Origin of the sequence: Algoriphagus zhangzhouensis (assembly GCF_900148515.1) — a bacterium.
Lineage (GTDB): Bacteria > Bacteroidota > Bacteroidia > Cytophagales > Cyclobacteriaceae > Algoriphagus > Algoriphagus zhangzhouensis.
In genome coordinates this window covers 1,275,329-1,297,825 of sequence record NZ_FRXN01000001.1, presented here as the reverse complement: position 1 = coordinate 1,297,825, position 22,497 = coordinate 1,275,329, and the positions used below count along the sequence as shown (strand labels likewise).

16 protein-coding genes are annotated in these 22,497 nt (G+C 40.0%); 6 read left to right on the top strand and 10 right to left on the bottom strand.

Annotated features, from left to right (window positions below):
- Positions 1 to 27 precede the first annotated feature (27 nt).
- On the bottom strand, positions 28 to 405 hold the full coding sequence (locus BUF13_RS05460; protein ID WP_073570698.1) for a hypothetical protein: 378 nt from the start codon (positions 403 to 405) through the stop codon (positions 28 to 30).
- Positions 402 to 1,808, bottom strand: coding sequence for a 23S rRNA (uracil(1939)-C(5))-methyltransferase RlmD (rlmD, locus tag BUF13_RS05455; protein ID WP_073570697.1), 1,407 nt, complete (start codon positions 1,806 to 1,808; stop codon positions 402 to 404). Before rlmD ends, BUF13_RS05460 begins: the two co-directional genes overlap by 4 nt.
- A gap of 118 nt (positions 1,809 to 1,926) precedes the next feature.
- Between rlmD and BUF13_RS05450 the strand changes: the two genes are divergently transcribed.
- The 5 genes from BUF13_RS05450 (at position 1,927) to BUF13_RS05430 (ending at position 9,302) form a co-directional block, all read left to right on the top strand.
- Positions 1,927 to 2,730, top strand: a complete 804-nt coding sequence (locus BUF13_RS05450) for a hypothetical protein (protein ID WP_073570696.1) — start codon at positions 1,927 to 1,929, stop codon at positions 2,728 to 2,730.
- Between the two features lie 29 nt (positions 2,731 to 2,759).
- Positions 2,760 to 3,572 (top strand): SDR family oxidoreductase, encoded by an 813-nt coding sequence (locus BUF13_RS05445; protein WP_073570695.1) that lies wholly within the window; start codon positions 2,760 to 2,762, stop codon positions 3,570 to 3,572.
- The gene (locus tag BUF13_RS05440) at positions 3,573 to 7,448 is read left to right on the top strand and encodes an AAA domain-containing protein (protein WP_073570694.1); all 3,876 of its coding nucleotides are present in this window, start codon (positions 3,573 to 3,575) and stop codon (positions 7,446 to 7,448) included.
- A gap of 223 nt (positions 7,449 to 7,671) precedes the next feature.
- On the top strand, positions 7,672 to 8,007 hold the full coding sequence (locus tag BUF13_RS05435; RefSeq protein WP_073570693.1) for a helix-turn-helix domain-containing protein: 336 nt from the start codon (positions 7,672 to 7,674) through the stop codon (positions 8,005 to 8,007).
- Complete coding sequence (locus tag BUF13_RS05430) at positions 8,001 to 9,302, top strand: type II toxin-antitoxin system HipA family toxin (protein WP_073570692.1); 1,302 nt, start codon at positions 8,001 to 8,003, stop codon at positions 9,300 to 9,302. Before BUF13_RS05435 ends, BUF13_RS05430 begins: the two co-directional genes overlap by 7 nt.
- Here the strand turns inward: BUF13_RS05430 and BUF13_RS05425 are convergent.
- Complete coding sequence (locus BUF13_RS05425) at positions 9,299 to 10,195, bottom strand: hypothetical protein (protein WP_073570691.1); 897 nt, start codon at positions 10,193 to 10,195, stop codon at positions 9,299 to 9,301. The genes BUF13_RS05430 and BUF13_RS05425 overlap by 4 nt on opposite strands.
- 118 nt (positions 10,196 to 10,313) lie before the next feature.
- Positions 10,314 to 11,084: a YdcF family protein gene (locus BUF13_RS05420; protein ID WP_073570690.1), complete on the bottom strand. Its 771-nt coding sequence runs from the start codon at positions 11,082 to 11,084 to the stop codon at positions 10,314 to 10,316.
- Between the two features lie 169 nt (positions 11,085 to 11,253).
- Here BUF13_RS05420 and BUF13_RS05410 point away from each other — a divergent pair, with 169 nt between their 5' ends.
- The gene (locus BUF13_RS05410; protein WP_073570688.1) at positions 11,254 to 14,199 is read left to right on the top strand and encodes an FAD-binding and (Fe-S)-binding domain-containing protein; all 2,946 of its coding nucleotides are present in this window, start codon (positions 11,254 to 11,256) and stop codon (positions 14,197 to 14,199) included.
- A gap of 23 nt (positions 14,200 to 14,222) precedes the next feature.
- Here BUF13_RS05410 and BUF13_RS05405 read toward each other — a convergent pair whose 3' ends face one another.
- The 6 genes from BUF13_RS05405 to hutH all read right to left on the bottom strand — a co-directional run bounded on the left by BUF13_RS05405 (position 14,223) and on the right by hutH (position 22,424).
- Positions 14,223 to 15,419 carry a 6-bladed beta-propeller gene (locus tag BUF13_RS05405; protein WP_073570687.1) on the bottom strand — a complete coding sequence of 399 codons (1,197 nt, stop codon included), beginning with the start codon at positions 15,417 to 15,419 and terminating at the stop codon, positions 14,223 to 14,225.
- An 84-nt stretch (positions 15,420 to 15,503) separates the two neighbouring features.
- Positions 15,504 to 16,322: a mechanosensitive ion channel family protein gene (locus BUF13_RS05400; protein ID WP_073570686.1), complete on the bottom strand. Its 819-nt coding sequence runs from the start codon at positions 16,320 to 16,322 to the stop codon at positions 15,504 to 15,506.
- 159 nt (positions 16,323 to 16,481) lie between these two features.
- The gene (gene hutG / locus BUF13_RS05395; RefSeq protein WP_073570685.1) at positions 16,482 to 17,438 is read right to left on the bottom strand and encodes a formimidoylglutamase; all 957 of its coding nucleotides are present in this window, start codon (positions 17,436 to 17,438) and stop codon (positions 16,482 to 16,484) included.
- A gap of 112 nt (positions 17,439 to 17,550) precedes the next feature.
- Positions 17,551 to 19,551: a urocanate hydratase gene (locus BUF13_RS05390; protein WP_073570684.1), complete on the bottom strand. Its 2,001-nt coding sequence runs from the start codon at positions 19,549 to 19,551 to the stop codon at positions 17,551 to 17,553.
- Positions 19,552 to 19,593: 42 nt separating this feature from the next.
- Positions 19,594 to 20,847, bottom strand: coding sequence for an imidazolonepropionase (gene hutI, locus BUF13_RS05385; protein WP_073570683.1), 1,254 nt, complete (start codon positions 20,845 to 20,847; stop codon positions 19,594 to 19,596).
- An 11-nt stretch (positions 20,848 to 20,858) separates the two neighbouring features.
- A complete protein-coding gene (hutH, locus tag BUF13_RS05380; protein ID WP_073570682.1) occupies positions 20,859 to 22,424 on the bottom strand; it encodes a histidine ammonia-lyase in 1,566 nt (521 codons plus the stop codon).
- Positions 22,425 to 22,497 lie beyond the last annotated feature (73 nt).

The window sequence follows — 22,497 nt, the reverse complement described above, 5'->3', positions numbered from 1 at the left end:
ATTTTATAATCAAGCCTTTCTTTTTATCTATTCTTCTGGATAAGGAATGTAAACGAAGCTGGTAAATGCTCCATCCATTACAAATAAGCAACAGAACTCGTCCGGATCTTTGTATGATTTTTTAAACTCTTCCAGGGATTCTTCAGAAATGAGTTTTCTCTGAACGAATTCATCTACATAAGTAATGAAGTAATTCCACTCAAGGTTCTTCTCTGCTTTCCCCAGAAATATCTTTCCGATAGGTTGCATTTCCTTGGAAATTGGGAAAATGGGATAATCCGAAAAACCACGGGATTTGATCTGGTAAGCAGCCTCTTTTAGTACATCAGAAATCTTGATGAAATCACTGCTGATAGTACCGAGGTACTTTCCATTTAATTCTGGATCATTGAAATCTGAAATCATGATTTGAGGGTTAGGCGTATAACATTTTCAACATGGTAGGTTTGAGGAAACATATCTACAGGCTGAATTCGTTCCACTTGATATTTTTCTCCCAATAAAGCTACATCCCTGGCCTGGGTTGCAGGATTACAAGAAACATAAACAATAGTCGGTGCTTCCAACCTCAACAGCATAGTAATTACATCTTCATGCATTCCGGCTCTTGGAGGATCCGTAATGATGACGTCTGGTCTGGCATGTTGAGAGATGAATTCCTCATTCAATACATCTTTCATGTCGCCTGCATAGAACAGAGTATTGTCAATCTCATTGATTTGGGAATTGAGCTTGGCATCCTCAATGGCAGCTTCCACATATTCCACACCGATTACCTGCTTGGCTTTTTTAGCTACGAAGTTGGCAATCGTTCCAGTTCCTGTATACAAGTCATAAACGACTTCATCGCCTTTCAATTCGGCAAAGTCTCTTGCGACTTTGTAAAGCTCATAAGCTTGCTCCGAATTGGTTTGGTAGAAGGATTTGGGTCCGATTCTAAATTTGAGCCCTTCCATTTCCTCTTCGATATATGGCAAACCTGCAAATGTCACCAATTCCAAATCGTGGAACGTCTCATTTCCCTTGGTGTTGATTACATAAAGAAGGGAAGTGATTTCAGGGAATTTAGCTTTGAGGAATTCCATCACCTGCGGAATCTGATCCGGATTATCTTCCCCGAATTGAACAATGACCATGCTTTGACCAGTCGAGGTAGTACGGATGATCAGATTTCGAAGTAATCCGACTTGCTCACGGATGTCATAGAAAGTCAAATTGTTTTCCAGCGCGAAACTTCTCAATTCATTTCGAACATCATTGGAGATGCCTCCCTGTAGGTAACAATGATCGATGTCGATAATCTTATCAAACATTTTGGGAATATGAAATCCCAATGCGTTTCTGTCAAAGTCTTCCTCAGAGCGGATCTGCTCCAAAGTCAGCCATTTTTTGTTGGAAAAAGTAAAATCGAGTTTGTTTCGATAATATCGGGTTTGGGCAGAACCCAGAATAGGAAGTACTTCCGGTATCGGAACTTTGGCGATTCGGGTAAATTGATCGACTACCTGTTGTCTTTTGTAATCTTTTTGAAGTTCGTAGTTGATGTGTTGCCACTTGCATCCCCCACAGGTTCCAAAATGTTCGCAAAATGGCTCTACACGATCCGTTGAATACTCATGGAAGTTAATGGCTTGACCTTCCATAAAGGAGCTTTTTCCTTTGGTGATGCGCACATCTACCACATCACCGGGAGCTACTCCACTGACAAATACTACCTTTCCATCATGATGTCCCACACATTTTCCCTCTGAAGCAATTCGCTCGATCAGGAGGTTGGAAACCACTTTGTTTTTCATTTTTCGCGACATGGCCGCAAAATTAGGGAAAAAAGATGAGCTAGAATAAGTGGACTAAAGAATGAAACTGGATTGTTTAATATTTATCCAGATTTTGGATTACTTTGGTGGTTTTAGAAATTTTAAAATAATGCAGTTAACCTTAATAAAAGGCTTTGAAGGAAAAGTCGAAAATGTAATACAGGTTTATGACTGGGATGAAATTGAAAAGATTTTTGATGCGATAGATTGGAAAGTATTTCACATTATAACTTTGGAAAAAGAGGAAGGATGTTCCTGTGATATTAGTGGGAATATTTGTGAAGATGGACTTTCAGCCTCTTTGACTTTTAAGGATCAGTTATTTGTAATTGAAGAAGCACCTGAAAGTCTTCTGTTTGCCAAAACCCTCCTAAAGACTTTTTTTCTCAATGAGAACAGTGCCTTTGAAAAGTATTTTTCTAAAAAAGAGGTTCAAAAGAGTTTCCCAAAACGAAATAATAACAGGTTTTTTACCATAGTCATGTTGTTGTTCTTTTTATCTATTATTCTGATACCCTTTTATTTTTTATTTAAGGATGATTTAAAGTTCCTAGGCAGAAGTGATGTCTCTTATGCAAGGGCAGTAGTCGTAAATATCAAAAAGCAGAATTATGGAGGAAGGTATTTTTTTCAAAAAGTTACCTATGAGTTTGAAACCGATCAAGGCGTTTATCAAGGCGAGTTTTTAGGCGGAAATCGACAGGGGTATTCTAAACTTGGAGATGAGTTGAAAATACGATATCTAAATTCTGATCCAAATATTAGTGATTATGAAGGTCGATATATCAAGGTTACAAATGGTAGAAATTCATCCTCCTATGCTAAAGCCCAAAAAAGAAAACAGGATAGTTTGAAACTGAGTTTAGATAGTATTTCTGAAATTAAAGATATGGATACTGTATTTATTCCATAGCCATTATCTTTACCCCTTTAATTTTTGCCATGAAGTTTAAAGATAAAGTCGTAGTCATTACAGGAGCAACCTCAGGGATCGGAGAGGCTTGTGCGGAAGTATTCGGGAGAGAAGGAGCTAAACTGTGTATTACCGGGAGAAATCCTGAAAAGCTGGGAAAAACCCAAAAACAACTGGAAGAAAAAGGGTTTGAAGTATTGGCTGTTTTGGCTGATGCAGGATCAGAAGCAGATAATAAAAAGATGGCTGAAGAAACCCTTCAGCGATATGGTCGCATTGATGTGTTGATCAATAATGCCGGTATCTCCATGAGAGCCTTGTTTCAGGATCTGGATCTTGAGGTTTTTCACAAAGTGATGGATACCAACTTCTGGGGTACAGTATACGCTACCAAATATTGCCTTCCTGCTATTTTGGAGTCCAAAGGATCTATCATTGGGGTGTCTTCAATCAATGGTTATCGAGGAACTCCGGCCAGGACTGCCTATACAGCCAGCAAATATGCCATGAATGGCTTTTTTGAAGCTCTTCGTACTGAGGTGATGAAAAAGGGAGTTCATGTGCTGGTGGTTGCCCCTGGTTTTACTTCCTCCAATATTCGGAATTCTGCGCTGACGGCAGATGGATCCTCTCAAGGTGAATCTCCTCGTGATGAAGGTAAAATGATGACTTCCGAACAAGTGGCAGAGCAAATGTTGAAAGCTACCCTGAAAAGGAAACGGGATATTGTACTGACTTCTGAAGGGAAAATGGCAGTGTTCCTGAATAAATGGATACCGGGAATTCTCGATGGAATTGTCTATAATAAGATGGCCAAAGAAAAAGATTCTCCATTCAAATAAATGCCCCAAAACCTCTTTCAATTTTACCTCAACCGACTCACTGACCTTTCAACCCGAAACAGGTCTTTGTATTTGCCCAAATTGGAAGGGTATGGGATGATAGATGTACTGGATTTTGACTTTTTAATCGGAGCCCCGGCATTTTCTCTGATAGAGCAATTGATTCAGGGAAAAAAGAAAATCAAGTTGATTCCAGAAATTGACCCTCGGTCAGGAGTTTCGAATCAGCTTTCTAAAGCTTTAAGCAGACTAGCCTACAGAGATCAATTAACACAAGAAGAAACAGGCGAGCAAAGCCTTTACATTGGGTGGCTGTTTGTGGAGGGGAAATTAGTGAATGGGCAACTAGTACGCTCTCCGCTATTATTAAAATCTATTGCTCTCCTTCGTGAAAAAGGTGAATGGACTTTAAAGTCTGATGGGGATTGGGAATTTAACCCTGCATTTTTATTGGCTTGGAAGCACGCTATCAAATCGGATTTTGGAGATGATTTCCCAACGGACCTTTCAGAATCCTTATCAACAGACCCCAGGGAGTTTCGGGTTCAGCTCAATCAACTGATCCAAGAGCATTTTTCGATTCAGGTTCAGTCCAATTTGTTGGAGGACCGTATCATTGCATTTCCGAATTCCCAGATTTCCGTTGATCAGGAAAAGTTTCAAGAAGGAAAGGTTTCATTGAAGCCATATGCTGTTTTGGGACAATTTTCTCAAAAGGGCAGTTTCTTGTTTTCTGATTATGAGTTGCTGCAAAAAACGCATCTGGAAGAGTCATTGGAAGAGGTCTTTCAAAATCGCTTTATTCCTGATAAGTATCTATCTGAGCCAAGAGAAGAAGATTTGTATCCGGTATTTCCATTGGATTCTTCTCAGGAGAAAGTTTTGGTGCAGGTGAGGAAAGGAAAGAGTTTGGTGGTTCAGGGCCCTCCTGGAACCGGGAAGTCCCAATTGATTACCAATTTGATTTCTGACTTTGTTTCAAGAGGAAAAAGAGTCCTGGTTGTCTCTCAGAAAAGAGCCGCTTTGGATGTGGTTTTTGAGCGACTAGATCAATTGGGCTTTGGAGATTTTTTGGCTCTGGTGCATGATTTCAGAGGGGATAGAAATCTGCTTTTTGAAAAAATCAGAAAACAGATCGATGCAATTGAAACTTATCAGGAGGAAAGCCGGGGAATGGATTCCATCCAGCTGGAAAGGGAGATTTCGGTCCTAAGCCGTACGATTGCTAGACTCTCCTCTCAGTTTGAAGGATTAAGAGAATCTCTCTTTGATTCTGAAGCCTGTGGATTGCCTGCCAAATCCTTGTATTTACAGGCTAGATCTGAGCGTCCGTTTTTTAAATCCAAGGATCTGATTCGTTTGGATTGGGATGAAGCAAAGGATTTTGAACAAAATTATCGAATCTACTATGGCTATCAGACTAAGTTCGGTGAAGGGTTCTGGCAGAAAAGAATTTCCTTTTCCAATGTTAGCACAAAGGACTATTCCCAGATTACAGATGCCCTGAATTCGGTAGAGGAATTCAGAGAAAAGAATTTCAAAAACCTAGAATTCAAGAACTGGAAAAAGGTTTTAGAAAGCCTGTTGGAATCAAATCAGTTTTTGGATGATTTGAAAAAGGCTTATTCTTCTTTTGAAGGTTTAGAAAACCCGACTGTGGGACTTGAAATCATTAGGGATAAAAAGCTCCGAAATGAGCTGGAACTGGTACAGGATTTTCTTCGGGAATGGATAGATTCAAAGAATTCATGGACCTATCAGATTTCAGGTTCTCTTCAAGATTTGGAGGTAGAATTGAAGGAGTTGATTCCTCAAAGTCAATCTTGGTTCGGTAAGCTCAAAGCCAAATTGAACCGCCCTAAATTCCCTTTGGTTTTCCAAGTTCTTCAAGAAAATCAACTTCCATTTCATTCCGAAAATCTGCTTTCTGTTCTGAATGAGGTGGGGGAGAAGATCAAGATAAATAATAGAAAAGAAGAGCTTTCAAAAATCACTTTTTTCGATTTTTCAGAGTTTCCTAAGCAGGATATACAGCGCGTTCAAAAATTAAATACTTGGTTTGAATCTTGGAGTTTTATTTCAAGTTATGATTTAATAAATAATTTATTAAAATCAGATAATCAGGATTTTAAAGAAAATTTGGAAAGTCTTTTAGCTTTACTTGAAGTCTTTAGGTCCCAGTGTGTAAGATGGAGAAATTGGCTTTCCAATAATCAGATTTTGGACCTTTTGGAAAGTGGACTGAAAGAGGTTATTTCTGAACCTGAAATCAATTGGCAAACTATTTTTTCTGAGCTCAAGAGCTTTGATCAGCTGATGGATAATTGGTCTCAAAGGGGATTGGCAAAAGAACTTTGGACGCAAGGAGAAGGATTGGGATTTGGTGATCAGATTGATCTTTTTTGGAATGGATGGTATCTGAATTGGATTTCAGAATTGGAAAGAAGAAACCCTCTATTGGCAGAGGCAGGAAGTCTGAAGATGGTGCAGGAGATGAGCTTAATTTCAACCTCAATTTTAGAAAAAAGGAAGCTTTCACATCACATTTCTCTTTTAAGAATTAAGGAGCGATTTATCCAAGATTTGGAATATAACCGGCTTGGAAATCGGGTGACTTTTCGTGAGCTTTTGCATCAGGTTTCCAAAAAAAGACAAAAGTGGTCAGTACGAAAATTGGTTCAGGAATTGGAAGAGGAAGTCTTTCGGACCATGCCTTGTTGGCTGTGTAGCCCTGAGACGGTCTCTGCTGTTTTTCCAATTGAGCAACAGTTTGATCTCGTGATTTTTGATGAGGCATCCCAATGTCCTGTTGAGAAAGGAATTCCAGCGATGCTTCGGGGGAAGCAAGTGGTTATAGCAGGAGATTCCAGGCAGTTGAAACCTTCTGATTTTTATCAGATTCGTTGGGAAAGTGAAGAGGAAGGATTAGAACTGGAGTCAGAATCATTATTGGGATTGGCCTCGAATTTTTTTGAAAACGCTTCCCTAAAAGGACATTATCGATCTGCTGATCCTGGTTTAATTCATTTCTCCAACCAGTATTTCTATGAAGGTAAACTGGAAGCGTTGCCTGATTATCCAACTGTAACCGCAGGGCTTTCTCCCTTTTCATGGGAAAAAGTGGAGGGGATCTGGGAAAACCAAGTGAATAGAATGGAAGCCGATGCCGTTGTGAAAAAAGTAGAAGCGATTTTTAAAGATTCATCCAAAACAAGTATCGGCGTGGTAACAGGGAATTACTTTCAGATGGAGTTGATTCGGGACTTGTTGTGGAAAGAAGGGATTCAGGACGCTTTTATAAAAGTTCGAAATATTGAAAATGTGCAGGGAGATGAGTTTGATGAGGTGATTTTGTCTTTGGGATATGGTCCCAATCGGGAAGGTAAATTGGTGACTAATTTTGGGCTTTTGGGAAAAAGTGGAGCTGCGAATCGTTTGAATGTGGCTGTTACAAGAGCTAGGAAAAAGATGCATGTCATTTCCTCCATCGAGCCAGAGGATTTTCGACCCAAGCAATTGGAAAATGAAGGGTTAAGGCTTCTGAAAGAGTATTTGTCTTTTGTTAAAGCTGAGAGTAAAGTTTACAATGTTCCTGCCTTGGAAATTGTTTCAAGAGGATTTGAAACAGATTGGAGTTTGAAGAATAAGCTTTTGACGAGTTCTGACTCTTACTCGATGGACGTTCCAAGTTCTTTGATGGATTTGATATTCACCGAATCAGAGGGGGAAAGGGTAGCTATTCTCACTGATGATCAGCGATTTTTTAATGCATCTTCAGCCAAAGCTGCAATGGCATACCATCCTATTTTATTGGAGCAGAAAGGCTGGAAGTGGAAGTGGAACTGGAGTAGAGAGTTTTTTTTGAAAAATGGTTGATTTTTTAGTAATCAGTGGACAGTCTCAGTTTACAGATTTTTAAAGATGACTAAATTTATACTTCTTAATATTTTTATATAAAGTATGATATTTCATTCGTTAAATAATAAAAGTTAACTTAATGAATGATTAATCATTTATATTTTTAATATCAAGTCATATATTTGTATGATATTTCATTCCTTATAGCTATATTTATATGTTAATGAATGATTTATAAGTCATGAATATCTCTAATTTATCGGATTTGGCAATTCTTCAATTGATAGGAGAATTTATCAAAAAGAAGAGGATTGCATCCAATAAAACCCAGGATCAATTATCCGAGGAGGCTGGGATCAGTCGTTCTACGCTCAGTTTGTTGGAGCGAGGTGAAAAGGTCAATCTCATTACCTTAATTCAGGTTTTACGTGTTTTGGATGAGTTGCAGCTTTTGGAAGCTTTTGAAGTAAAATCTGAGATAAGTCCCATTGAATACATGAAGCTGCAGAAAAAGCAAGAGAGACAACGGGTTCGTAATAGTGGTATGGCTGCTGAAAACCCACCGTCAGAATGGTAAGTGCTGCCGAAATTTGGATTTGGGGAAAAATGGTTGGGGCAGTTCTTTGGGATGAAGATTCTCAAATCGGACGCTTCGAATATGCCAATGATTTTTTGCGTTCAGGCTGGGATATTTCTCCGGTCAAAATGCCTCTTGCTCAAGGAAAGCAACTGTATTCATTTCCGGACCTTAGACTAGGTAGGACGGACTATGGTGATACTTTCAAAGGCCTTCCCGGTTTGTTGGCAGATATGCTTCCTGATAAATATGGGAATCAGCTGATTAATGCATGGCTGGCTCAAAATGGAAGACCTTCAGATAGTTTGAATCCTGTCGAGTTGCTTTGTTTTATAGGAAAGCGGGGAGTTGGAGCTTTGGAAATCCAGCCTCCCATGCGAAAAGAAACCACTAGGACTTCTGTGCTGGAGATCAATAGCTTGGTAGAAACGGCCAATAAAATATTGAACTCCAGAGAATCTTTTCAAACCGATTTGTCCAAAGAGGAAGAGCATGCTTTGACAGATATTCTCAAAATTGGAACCTCAGCTGGAGGAGCTCGAGCGAAGGCGGTTATTGCTTTTAATTCCAAAACCGGAGAAGTCAGAAGTGGGCAAGTAAAAGCACCTGCAGGTTTTTCCTATTGGCTGATCAAGTTTGACGGGGTCATGGACAGCCAATTTGGAGCTTCTTCTGGCTATGGGAGAGTGGAGATGGCTTATTACCTGATGGCCAAGGAGGCAGGAATTGAGATGAATGAGTGTAGGCTTTTGGAGGAAAATGGCAGAGCTCATTTTATGACCAAACGCTTCGATAGAACTGATACAGGGGATAAAATTCACATGCAAAGTCTCTGCGCTATGCGTCATTTTGATTTCAATCGGGTGGGTGAATTTAGTTACGAACAAGTATTTGAAACCATGCGGATGCTGAGACTTTCATATCCCGAGGCCGAGCAAATGTTTACTAGGATGATATTCAATGTATTGTCTAGAAACTGTGATGATCATACCAAGAATTTTGCCTTCCTGATGGATCAGACTGGCAAATGGAGACTTTCACCGGCCTATGATATTTGCTATGCCTACAGACCTGGTAGTCTTTGGGTTAGCAAGCAGTCATTGATGGTTAATGGAAAAAGGGAAAATATTACGGAATCAGATTTTTTGACTGTGGCCAGACAGATGAATATCAGAAAGCCGGAGGAAAAAATCTCTCAAGTTAGGTCAGCTATTTTCAAATGGTCAGAGTTTGCCGAAGAAGTGAAAGTGGAGCCCGTACTCAGAGATACAATTCAAAACAACCTTTTGATTTAATCTTTGGGAATAGCACCAGTCCCCCTCAAATTGACCAATTTATTGAGGGTTTGAAACCAAAAAGGTGCGCCAATTATTCCTGCAATTATTGAAAATACCAAGCCCAGCAGCTTGTTGATGATTTCTCTCATAGAGATCTCTCCGTCTCCTTTTTGCCAGCCAAATGGCAATTTGCTAGAGTCTATGGACGCTTTGATTTCTCGAAGTTGCTGAATGTCCATTTTGATTTTTTGCTCAGTGCTTAAAGAATCGGCGTTTGCGGCTCTGGAGTCTGTGTTTAGCTCTTGGATGGATTCACTGATTTGATCAGCTAAAGCTTCTGATTCGGCTGGATGATTATAGAGATATTGAACGATATTGATGGTGTCTACATTCAAAAGCAGGACTGTCCCTGTAGATATCATCACGATAAATAGTTGAGCTTTCTTTTTATAAGTGCCAGAAATTCTGTCCATACAATCATTGAACCAACCTTCTATATCCCTTCTGACATCTTGAAGACCATTTTTGGCCTCTGCAATACTTTGAAGAAGCCGTCTTTTTAAATCTGCAGGGAGTTCTGAAGTTTTGACAGATTCCTTGAGTGATTCCAGATCATAGGGCTCATCCTTTTTTTGATGGATCAAATCCAGCAGGACTCCAGAAAACACCATGGAAGGAATATAACTCGCTCTTCTTCCTATCGCTGTTAGTCCATCAATTAGTCTGTGCTGCAATATTTTTTCACCCAATTGATGCTCCCGAAAGGTGTCCTTGATCCATTTTTCCAGATTTTCTGCTCGCATATCCAAATAGTGAGCGATTAGTTCTTGGATGGTGGAGCAAGCCAATGCAATCAGGAAATAAATGAAGATCAAACCTATAACCAGATTGAGAATAGCTGAAAAATCCATAAAAATAGAATCTAATTAAAAATTGATATTATAGATTCTATTTACGAATTATTTGTCTGAAAATCAATAGTTTGAACTGTTTTGATTACGTGTTTTTAAAGTTGAAAAAGTGATGATTTCACATGTAACCAACCAATTTATAAACAACGATTCCAAGCCATTCTTTGAACAGTTTAGTCCAATATTGAATTGAGTTCGAATCAGGAAAAATCAGGGAAGGAATGTCATATTTGACATCATGGCTATAATAATCGGTTGGAAAGGTTTCAGTTTTCAGCCCGACTTTATCAAAGCAACCTTTTGCTCTATACATGTGGAAAGCTGAGGTGATCAAGATAAATTCCTGATTAGCGTCAATCCCTTTCTTCTCCAAAAAGTCCTTGGTAAACTGAGCATTTTGGGCTGTGTTTTTACTTTGATCCTCGATCCAAATATCTTCTTCTGGCATACCGGTCATGATTAGAAAACGCTGCAATAATTCTGCTTCAGATTGAGGATTGACAGGGTTTAGTCCCTGACCTCCAGAAATCAGGATCTTTTTAATTTTTCCCATTTGATACAATTGTAAAGCATGGGTAATTCGATCTGCTCCCTTATTGAAGAAGGTACGATCATAGGCTGTTTTACTCAAATTGGTGACACCTGTTAGAACTATTCCGATTTCATGATTTTCTATCTCATCAAAGGACTTGAATTCTGGTTCCCAAGTCAATAAGGCTAGGTTTGAAAGGAAAGGATTCGTGAAGAATACAAGTAAAGTGATTCCAGTCCAAAGCATCTTTTTACCCCATTTCCTCTTTAAAAAGACTGCTCCTCCTATGATCAGGATCATCAAAATCGTCAATGGCATTGCTAGGAAACTCAAAAATTGGGAGAGGTAGAAAAACATGGATTTGGAATGGATTTGGAGCAAAGAAAGGATGGAATTGTTCAATTTTCAAATTCATTGTTCTTTCCTCCCTTGTCAATTTTATCCACGGTCCAATTAATTATGCTCCAAATGAAATTCTTTCTTTCATCCTGTTTCCTAAATCTACTTGGGAAAGCTATTTTTGGACATGAGTTCAGACCAACCTAACCTATTGCCATTATTGCAAAAACTTTCTACCGAATTGGAAGGTGCATTGCAATTTGATAGCCTAATCAAGACCCTTTATGCCACTGATGCTTCCGTTTACAGAGAGGTGCCTTTGGCTGTTGCTTTTCCAAAGTCTATTCTTGATATCCAAAAACTGATTCGATTTGCATCCGAGAACGGGACTTCACTGATCCCAAGGACTGCTGGAACATCTTTGGCGGGGCAATGTGTGGGAAATGGGATTGTGGTGGATGTGTCTAAGAATTTTACTCAGATTCTAGAGTTCAACAAAGAGGAGAGATGGGTTCGTGTACAACCTGGAGTTGTCCGGGATGAATTGAACCGTTTTTTGAAGCCTCATGGACTTTTCTTTAGTCCTATCACTTCCACTGCCAATCGTGCGATGATAGGAGGTATGGTAGGGAATAACTCTTCTGGTACCACTTCTATCGTCTATGGAGTGACTCGAGACAAAGTGATTTCTTTGAATACCATCTTGAGTGATGGGGAAGAGGTGACATTTGGAGAGTTGACTAGGGATGAATTTGAAGCAAAAAAAGAACTGAATACTCTTGAAGGGAAGGTCTATCAAGAAATTTTTCAAGAGCTTGAAAAGGAGGAAGCAAGGGCGGAGATTCATGCCCAGTTTCCTAAAAAATCAATTCATAGAAGAAATACAGGTTATGCAGTAGATGAATTGTTGAAGTCTGAGATTTTTGAAGGCGAGGAGAAATTCAACTTTTGTAAACTATTGACAGGCTCTGAGGGTACTCTTGCATTTACCACGGAGATCAAAGTGAGTTTAGATCCGCTTCCTGACCCGGTAGATATCGTGGTAGCTGCTCATTTTGAGACCATCCATGAAAGTATGAAGTCCTCTCAAGTGGCGATGAAACATCCGGCAGCTGCGGTGGAACTGATGGATAAAATCATCCTGGATTGTACCAAAGAAAGTATAGAATACAGTAAAAACAGAGACTTTGTAGAAGGTGACCCAGAAGCTTTGCTTATGGTGGAGTTTAGAGGAAAGACCTTAGAAGAAGCCTTGGCAAAAGGGGAGGCGTTAGTAGCAGACTTGAAGGCAAATGGTTTAGGGTATGCCTATCCTGTGATCGGCCCGGGTAGAACAGCTTCCGCTTGGTCTTTGAGAGCAGCGGGTTTGGGATTACTTGCTAATATTCCGGGGGACCCAAAGGCTGTGGCCTGTATTGAAGATACTGCAGTAGATATTGAGGACTTGGCTGATTATATCGATCAGGTAGATGAAATGATGGAAGGTTTTAACCAGAAACCTGTTCATTATGCTCACGCTGGGGCAGGTGAGATTCACTTAAGACCGATTCTGGATTTGAAAACCAAAGAAGGGGTTGAGGATTTTTATAAAATTTCCTTGGCTTCTGCTGAATTGGTAAAAAAATTCCAAGGTTCACTGAGTGGTGAACACGGAGATGGGAGAGTTCGTGCCGCTTTCATTCCATTGATGGTAGGAGAAAAGAACTATGAATTGTTTCGACGTATCAAGTTTACATGGGATCCGAAGAATATTTTCAATCCGGGTAAAATTGTAGACGCAGCTCCAATGAATGAATTTCTTCGCTATGAGCCAGGAATGGAAATACCAATTCATAAGACTGAATTGGATTTCTCAGCCACAGGAGGGATTCTTCGTATGGCAGAAAAATGTAATGGTTCTGGGGATTGTCGTAAACTTCCAGGCTCAGGAGGGACGATGTGTCCATCATACATGGCAACTCGAAATGAAAGGGATGCTGTTCGTGGTAGAGCGAATACACTTCGTGAATTTTTGACAAGGGGAGAAAAGGAAAATCCATTCGATCATCCGGAGATCAAGGAGGCCATGGATCTTTGCCTAAGCTGTAAAGGATGTACCTCTGAATGTCCTTCCAATGTCGACATGGCGAGTATGAAGGCTGAGTTCCTATATCAGTACCAAAAGACGAATGGAGTACCACTTCGGGCGAAGGCTTTTTCCCATATCAATGAATTGAATGAATTCGGTTCGCTGGTTCCAGGAATAGCCAATTTTTTCCTCAATAACTCAGTGACGGGCGGAATGATGAAATCCATCCTGAATGTAGCTCCTGAGCGGAATTTGCCGGCGATTAGCCCTGTGAGTTTGAGGAAGTGGTATAAAAAGAATTATGCTTCTCTTCCGGGAGCTGAAAAACCAATCAAATTGGTTTATTTCTTTGTGGATGAATTTACCAATCACAATGATACTGAGATTGGGATCAAGGCTATTTCATTATTAAAAAAGCTGGGCTATGATGTCAAAGTAGTAGATCATCAAGAAAGTGGGCGATCCGCCTTATCCAAAGGCCTCCTTCCAAAAGCTAGAAAACATGCAGAAGCGAATGTAAAAGTTTTTGAAAAGCTGATTGATGGAAATACTCCTTTGATCGGTTTGGAGCCCTCAGCTATTTTGAGTTTTAGAGATGAATATCCTCGAATAGTTGGTAGAGAATTGGTCGATGCTGCCAAAAAATTAAAGTTTCATGTCAAGCTGATTGATGAGTTTTTGGCTCAGGAAGCAGCTGCAGGGAAAATCAAATCAGAATCTTTCACCACCAAGGAACAAAAGATCAAACTTCATGGGCATTGCCATCAAAAGGCACTCTCTTCAGTCCTTTGGACCCAGAAGATTCTTTCATTACCTACCAACTATTCTGTAGAAACAATACCTAGTGGATGCTGCGGAATGGCGGGAAGCTTTGGTTATGAAAAAGAACATTATGAAGTTTCGCAGCAAGTAGGAGAGCTGGTTCTTTTTCCAGCTGTAAGAAAAGCTGATTCCGATACATTGATCGCTGCTCCTGGAACTTCCTGTAGACATCAAATCGCAGATGGAACAGGCAAGAAAGCCAAGCATCCTGTTGAGATACTTTGGGAAGCTCTAGCTATTTGAGCTAGAGCTTCCATTTTCATTGATTAATCGAACTTTACTTTGTATTTGATCAGAATAGGATCTTCAAATCCATTAAGTTCGGACAATTGTTTTTCTAAAACTTCTCCAAAAGAACCAAAAGAACCCTTTTCTAAAGCATATATCCAGTCTTCAGTTTGAAGGACATCGTAAAAGTATCCGTCTTTCGCATCACCAAATCCATTTGACCATCCTGCAAAAGAAGGAAATGCAACTGCTTGATTGTTTTCATGATTGATAAACACTTCATGGATTGGAAAGCTTCGCATGTTGGAAATATCCATGTTAGGATTGGGAGACAAAGCGAAAGTCTTGATTCTAGATATTGAGTCAGTATACCATATTTTACCCATGTTGAATGCATAGGGCTGGTTAACAACCGTTGCTTCAAAATCCTGAGCATCCATTCCTAAATCAACTTTAGCCATCTTCCTATTTCCAAAATCAATTACAGAGAACGCTTCTGTTTTTCCTTCCTTGAATAAAAAGAGGGTATCTGAAAATGCATAATTCAAGAGATGAGTTTGAGGATCAATTTGAGCGATTTCACCTTCACTGATTTCTGCAGTTAATGCGGTTGCTCGCAGAGGAAGATCGGATATGCTATTTGTAGCTGAGTTGTAGTTTTTAAAAACCGGATAAGTCCCGTTTTCATCCAATTCTCCCATAAACATCGGCGATACTAGCCATTGTCCGGGAGAATATTCTAAAAAGGTCAATAAGAAAGGGAATAATTCACTTAGCTTTTGACTTCCGATAAATTCGAAATCAGGAAGTAGAAAAGATTTGAGAACACCACTTCCAACCGAAATAGTCAAAGTATCTTGAATTAGGTTCATTCCTTGAATAAACTGGTATTCTTCTGGGCCATCTCCTGCTTTATCTATGGTTTTGAGATGCTCTCCAGAAAGATCATAAAGGTGGATTTTGGCATCTGGATTACAGATTGTAGAATAGATGATTCTTTCATCTTGAACAAGCAATCTCCATACGCTGCAATTCAAATTTACGGGAGAATCTGAATCGTTTTTTAACGGGATAAACTCGATGGATTCAATGGCTTCATCAAAAGGGATGATATTGTTTTCATTGATTTGAACGGTTAATGATTTTTTACTTTCCTCATCCTTGGTGCTGCATGAGAATAGAACAATTCCTGAGAAAAGGAATGTCAAAAATGGAGAGCTTAAAAATTTATTCATGGGATGAAACTACTTTAACTATCCAAAAAAAGAAAAGACTGAGAACTAAGTCCCAGTCTTTTAAATCATTTTAACAGAAGGAGATTAAGCTTTCCCTTCCGGGTAATAATGATGCACATCTCTTTGAGGGAATGGAATTCCGATTCCTGCTTGGTCAAACGCCTTTTTGATATTTTCGTGCATAAAGAAGTAGACATCCCAATAATCCTCTGTTTTACACCAAGGTCTCACAGCAAAATTTACCGAAGAATCACCTAATTCAGAAACCAAAATATCAACTGACTGCGAGTGATCAATTTTTTCGCAAGAAGCTGCTACTTTTTCAATCACAGACCGTGCTTTGTCAATATCCGCTGTATAACTGATTCCAAAAGTCATCGGGACTTTTCTCACAGGGTTCATGGTCAAGTTTTCCAATGGATTGGATGCGATGGCACCATTCGGAACTATGATTACTCTATTATCCAAAGTGGTCAAAATGGTATTGAAAATCTGAATTTCTTTAACCGTACCAGAGTATCCATTGGTTACGATAAAATCTCCAACTCGGAAAGGCTTAAAGAACAAAATTAGGATTCCGGCTGCCATATGGCTGAGATTCCCTTGCAAAGCCAAACCAATAGCAAAGGCTAAAGCAGAGAATATGGCAATAAATGAAGTGACTTCAATTCCAAACATGGATGCAGCACTCAAAAGCACCAAAAGCTTCAGAGTGATGTTGATCATGGAATTTAGGAAAGGAGCAAGGGACTTATCCACATTGTTCTTTTCCATAGATTTTTTGATTTTGGAGGAGATCAATCCTGCAATCCAAAACCCAATAACCAGGGTGATAATGGCTCCTAAAACTTTTGGAGCATAGGTGTAGACTTGGTCTAAAATTTTTGAAATATCAAAATCCATAGTTGAAAATTGTTTGGTAAAACAGAGTATGGAATGTTCTGTTTTACAATTAAAATTTTAATTGACTCAAACAATTTGATTAATTTTTCTGTATGGGAAAAATAAAATGGATGGAAATATGTGTTTTTTAAAGAGGAATTAACTGTTACTTAATAATTATTAGGAGAATATTTTTCTTAGTAAATATTCAATACATCTTGCGGCCAATCTTGCAGTAGCATTATCTTGATCAAACCGCGGATTTAGTTCAACCACATCAAGTGAGATCATTTTTTTACTTTTTGCAATCAACTCAAAAACCTTAAATGCGATTTGAGGATTGAAGCCCATCGGGGAAGGAGCTGATACACCGGGTGCAAAAGCTGAAGCAAAACCATCCAAATCGATGGTGAGATAAACCTTGTTGACTGAGTCCAAAAACCAAATGATTTGCTCCTCGATATATTCCCAATTTTGAAGTCTAAACTGCTCCATGACCAAATAATTGGCATTAACATTTTTTGCAGTATTGAAAAGTGATTGAGGGTTGGCAGCTCTCTGAATTCCCAGAGCTAAATAATTGAACTGATCTGGAAATTCTTGATAAAGTTGGTAAAAAGGAGAGCCGGAGTGCCCTTTTCCATTTGCCAAAGGACGGAGGTCAAAATGAGCGTCCAAATTGATGATGCCTAACTTTTCTCCTTTTGGTTGTAAATGCTGAAGGATCCCTTTTCCATGTGCGTAAGCTAAGTCATGTCCACCGCCCAGGAGAACTGGGAAATGCCTGTTTCTGAGCAAATCAAGGACTGTTTCAGATATCTTTTGCTGTGTACTTTCCAGATCATTTCCAGAAGTTAAAATATCTCCATAATCTAGGATTTGGCAGTTTTCATTTAAGTGGTAAGCTGTGCCTGCAAGGAATTTTCGAATCAAATCAGGAGCTTCTTTTGCTCCAGGTCTTCCTTGATTTCTTTTGACTCCTTCTTCTCCCGGATAACCTAAAATGCCTATTTTTCTGCCTGTCTCTGATGAAAAATTAAAATCAGAAATGCATTTGACAAACTGGTACCAATATTCAGGTTCTGAGGTTTTTCTTCCTGTCCATATTTCCTGATTTGGGTTTTGATGAAGGGTCATGGGTAAATTGTTTAAGTAAAAATCTGCTTCAATTTTGCTCTTTTTTTGAAAATGAAAAAAGCCTTGAACCGAAAAGACTCCAGTCCAAGGCTATACGACAAATTATCCCTGATTAGTCGATATTTTTCAAAATATTTTCATCTACCAAATTGGGTAAAGTCACTTTCAAAGAAGGTGTTCTATCCATTTCTCTTTGGATGGCTTCTAATGATCCTGAATTCCTCGCCCAAGCTCTTCTGGCAATACCGTTATTGACATCGTAGAAAAGCATTGATTTGAGGTTGTTCTCAGCTTTTTGACTTCCGTCCAAAACCATCCCAAAACCTCCATTGATAACTTCTCCCCAGCCAACGCCACCTCCATTGTGAATCGAAACCCAGGTTGCACCTCTGAAGCTGTCACCAATCACGTTTTGGATTGCCATATCTGCCGTAAATCTACTACCGTCGTAAATATTAGAGGTTTCACGATAAGGAGAGTCTGTCCCACTTACGTCATGATGGTCCCTTCCCAATACAATTGGAGCAGAGATTTCCCCTGTAGAAATGGCTTGGTTGAAAGCTTGAGCAATTTTGGAGCGACCTTCAGCATCTGCGTATAGAATTCTGGCTTGGGAACCCACCACCAGTTTATTCTTCTCTGCCTCTTCGATCCAAGTGATGTTATCTTGCATTTGCTGCTGAATTGAAGCAGGGGAGGAATTCATGATTTCCTTCAATACTGAAGCTGCAATTTGGTCGGATTTTCTTAAATCCTCAGGTTTCCCTGAAGTACAAACCCATCGGAATGGTCCAAATCCATAATCGAAACACATCGGTCCCAATATGTCCTGAACATAGCTTGGATAGCGGAAATCAATTTCGTTTTCAGCCATTACCTCTCCGCCAGCTCTTGATGCTTCCAAAAGGAAAGCATTTCCATAATCGAAGAAGTAAGTTCCTTTGGCAGTATGTCTGTTGATGGAAGCTGCATGTCTACGGAGAGATTCCTGCACTTTTTCTTTGAACAATTCAGGATTTTCAGCCATCATTTCATTTGATTCCTCTAATGAAAGTCCTGCAGGATAGTATCCTCCTGCCCAAGGGTTGTGAAGGGAGGTTTGGTCTGAACCAAGTTCAATAAATATATTTTCAGTATCAAACCTTTCCCATACATCAACTACATTTCCTATGAAAGCGATAGATACCACCTCTTCGTTTTCTTTGGCTTTTCTTATTCGATCGACCAGGGAATCCATATCCTCAATCAATTCATCTACCCACCCTTGCTCATGGCGTTTGATTGCAGCGCTTGGATTGACTTCAGCACAGATAGTAATACAACCTGCAATATTTCCAGCTTTAGGTTGTGCTCCGCTCATTCCTCCCAAACCAGCGGTTAAAAAGATTTTTCCTTTTGGGCTGATTCCGGCTCCCAGTTTCTTTCGGAAAGCGTTCATCACAGTTATGGTAGTGCCATGGACAATCCCTTGTGGTCCAATGTACATGTAGGAACCAGCAGTCATTTGCCCATATTGAGTAACACCCAAGGCGTTGAATTTTTCCCAGTCCAAAGGCTTGGAGTAATTGGGGATCATCATTCCATTGGTGACAATCACTCTTGGAGCATCAGATGAAGAAGGGAAAAGCCCCATGGGATGACCAGAATACATGTGGAGCGTTTGCTCCTCCGACATCTCGGACAAGTATTTCATGGTCAGCAGGTATTGAGCCCAGTTTTGGAATACCGCGCCATTTCCACCGTATGTGATCAATTCTTCAGGATGCTGCGCCACTGCAGGGTCCAAGTTGTTTTGGATCATCAACATGATGGCTGCCGCAGATTTGCTTTGAGCAGGATACTCTTCAATCGGTCTGGCATGCATCTCGTAACCTGGCATAAATCGATACATATAGATTCTGCCAAACTTTTTGAGTTCATCCATGAACTCCTGTGCTAATTCGGAATGCCATTCTTTTGGAAAATATCTCAATGCATTGCTCAAAGCCAACTTTTTCTCATCTGAAGTAAGAACATCTTGCCTTTTTGGGGCATGTGAAATTGAGTTGTTTCTTACTTTTTTTGGAGGTAATTGAGAGGGGATTCCTTGCTGGATTTTATCTTGAAAAGTCATGAGGTTGATTTTTCTAATTATGGAAAATTGAGCTTAGAGGTTTTATTTTTTCGGAGTGGGTACTTTTTTGCCTGCTTTCCAAACCTGAGCAGGCTTTAGCTTGCCTTGTTGGTAAAGAATTTCCTGAAAATTGGAAGTCGGGTAAAGAATAAAATCAGCCTTTTGGCCAGCTTCTAATTTTCCTCGATCTTGAAGTCCAAGTGCGGCAGCTGCTCTGAATGTAATACCAGCAAAAACCTCAGCGGTGCTTAGTTTTTCAAAGGTTGCCAAGATGGAAGCTTGAGTAATCAAATCTCCCATAGGAGCGGACCCGGGATTCCAATCGGTGGCTATAGCTAAAGAACCTCCTTTATCCAATAGTTTTCTAGCGGGCGTAAAATCGCAACCCAAACCTAATGATGCTCCAGGTAGGGCCACTCCAATGGTATCCGATTTGGCAAGTCTTTGAATATCTTCTTCAGTTGATGCCTCCAAATGATCAGCAGAAACAGCCCCGATTTTCACAGCTACTTCGGAGCCTCCTGAGCTAAATTGATCTGCATGTACTGTCAAATCAAAGCCCATTTCTTTGGCTTTTTGGAAATAAGGTAAAATTTGCTCAGGTGAAAAAGCTGATTTTTCCACAAAGGCGTCTATTCTGCTTGTTAATTTTTCTCTTTTGAGAAGAGGAAGAAGTCGGTTGATCAGCTCATCCAAATATTCTGTCTCAGTTCCTTTATAGTCTTTGGGAAGCATATGGGCAGCAAGACAGGTTGAAATCAAATCAGCTTTGGTTTTGGCCTGAGCTTTATGAATAGCCGTTAGCATCTTTATTTCCTCCAAGGTAGAAAGACCGTAGCCACTTTTCACCTCAATAGTAGTAACACCCTCTCGAAGATGTCTATCAGCTCTTTCTGTAATGCCTTTTGCCAGTTCTGAGGCACTTAATTTCCTTGTTTGGGTAACTGTATCCCAAATTCCACCTCCAGAAGCTGCAATCTCCAAGTAAGACTTTCCAGCATTTCGCATGGCAAAGTCTTTTGCTCTGCTACCACCAAAACAAATATGAGTATGGCAGTCTACAAATCCCGGAACAGCTACAAAGTCCTGATTTAGGTCAACTCGCTTGACCTCTGATAAGTCTGATCTTTTTCGTAGGTCTTCATATTGGCCAACTTCAAGGATTCTGTCATCTTCGATTAGGATTCCTCCCTTTGAAATTACCTCCAATTGGTCGTCAGTGATAGCCCCCTTTTGTGCTAATCCTTTTAAGGTTACCAACTGATGGATAGGACCAATTAACTTTTTGTTTTTCATGGAGTTTGGGTTTAATATTCAAACTTTTCAGTCCAAGGAGTATCAAATTCTAAGGCTTCCTCCTCAGCCACTTGATTTGCGAGAGATACCAATTCCCCTGAGCGAATCAGTTCAATAGCAGTTTCCATGTCCTCGTACATGACTCTGTCAGAAACTACCGGAGGAATCAATTTTCGAACCTTCTCATAGATGGCTGTCATGATTTTACCTGATTTCATAGGAGTATGATAGTCCATGGCCTGAGCTGCGTAGAAAAGCTCAATTCCGAGGATTTTCTCCACATTTTCGATCACTCGCAATGCCTTTCTTCCTCCGATACTTCCCATACTTACATGATCCTCCTGGCCCAAAGAAGTTGGAATGGAGTCAGCAGAAGCCGGAAAACACAAGCCTTTGTTTTCAGAAGCCAAAGCAGCTGTAGTGTATTGAGGAATCATCAGGCCGGAGTTTAGACCTGTTTCCTTCAAAAGAAGTTTTGGGACTCCGGGAGTGTCTCCTTCAATGGAAAGGTAAATTCGCCGATCAGAAATATTTCCGATTTCAGATGCTGCAAGACATGCATAATCCAAAGTCAAAGCAATAGGCTGCCCGTGGAAATGACCACCGGAAATGGTGTGATTTTCATCAAAAACCACCGGGTTGTCAGTAACAGAGTTGATTTCTATTTCCAAGGTGTCCTTCACATGCAACCAAGCATTCCAGCTAGCTCCATGTACCTGAGGCATGCATCTCAATGAATAGGGATCCTGAACTCTGGCGCAGTTGATATGGGAATTTACAATCTCTGATTCATGGAGCAGATTCAATATGGTCTGAGCCACATGTTGATTTCCAGCAAAGGGTCTCAATTGATGCAATTCTTCTGAAAATGGCTTTACAGAACCCATCAAACCTTCGATCATCATGGCTCCCGAGATACTGGCATGAGTCAGAACATTATGGAGTCTTTCTACAATCTTCATCCCATGGGCTGCCATGAACTGTGTACCGTTAATCAAAGCAAGCCCTTCTTTGGGCCCTAAAGCCAAAGGTTCTTTATGGAATTCTCCCAAAACCTCTTTGGTAGGAAGAAAACGGCCATGATGCCATACTTTTCCATAGCCAATCAATGGCAAAAATAAGTGGGAAAGAGGTGCTAAATCACCGGATGCTCCAACAGAACCTTGAATTGGAACCAGAGGCACCAAATCAACTTCTAGCATCCAATGAATTCGCTGAATAGTTTCAAGTCGAATTCCAGAAAATCCCTGAGCCAATGCATGGATTTTCAAAACCATCATCAATCTGGCTATTTCCAAATCAACAGGTTCTCCCACGCCAACTGCGTGACTTTTTAAGAGGTTTTCCTGAAGAGTTGTAGTGTCTGCAGAAGAGATTTTCGAAGTACAAAGCGGACCGAAACCTGTGTTGATTCCATAAACAGCCTTTTCTCCTTGGGCGATTTTGGCTACAGCTTCCGAAGAAGTCTCAATTTTTTTGATAGTTTCTGGGCTGAAAATCCCTTTGATTTCCCTTCGAGCCAATTGAATAGCTTTGGAAACGGTAAGATGGTCCTGACCAAAATTGAAAGTAGACATGAAGATGGGTTTATATTCTGATTCAAAGGTACGGACTTTGATTGATGCTTTTTGATACTATATTTGTCAATAT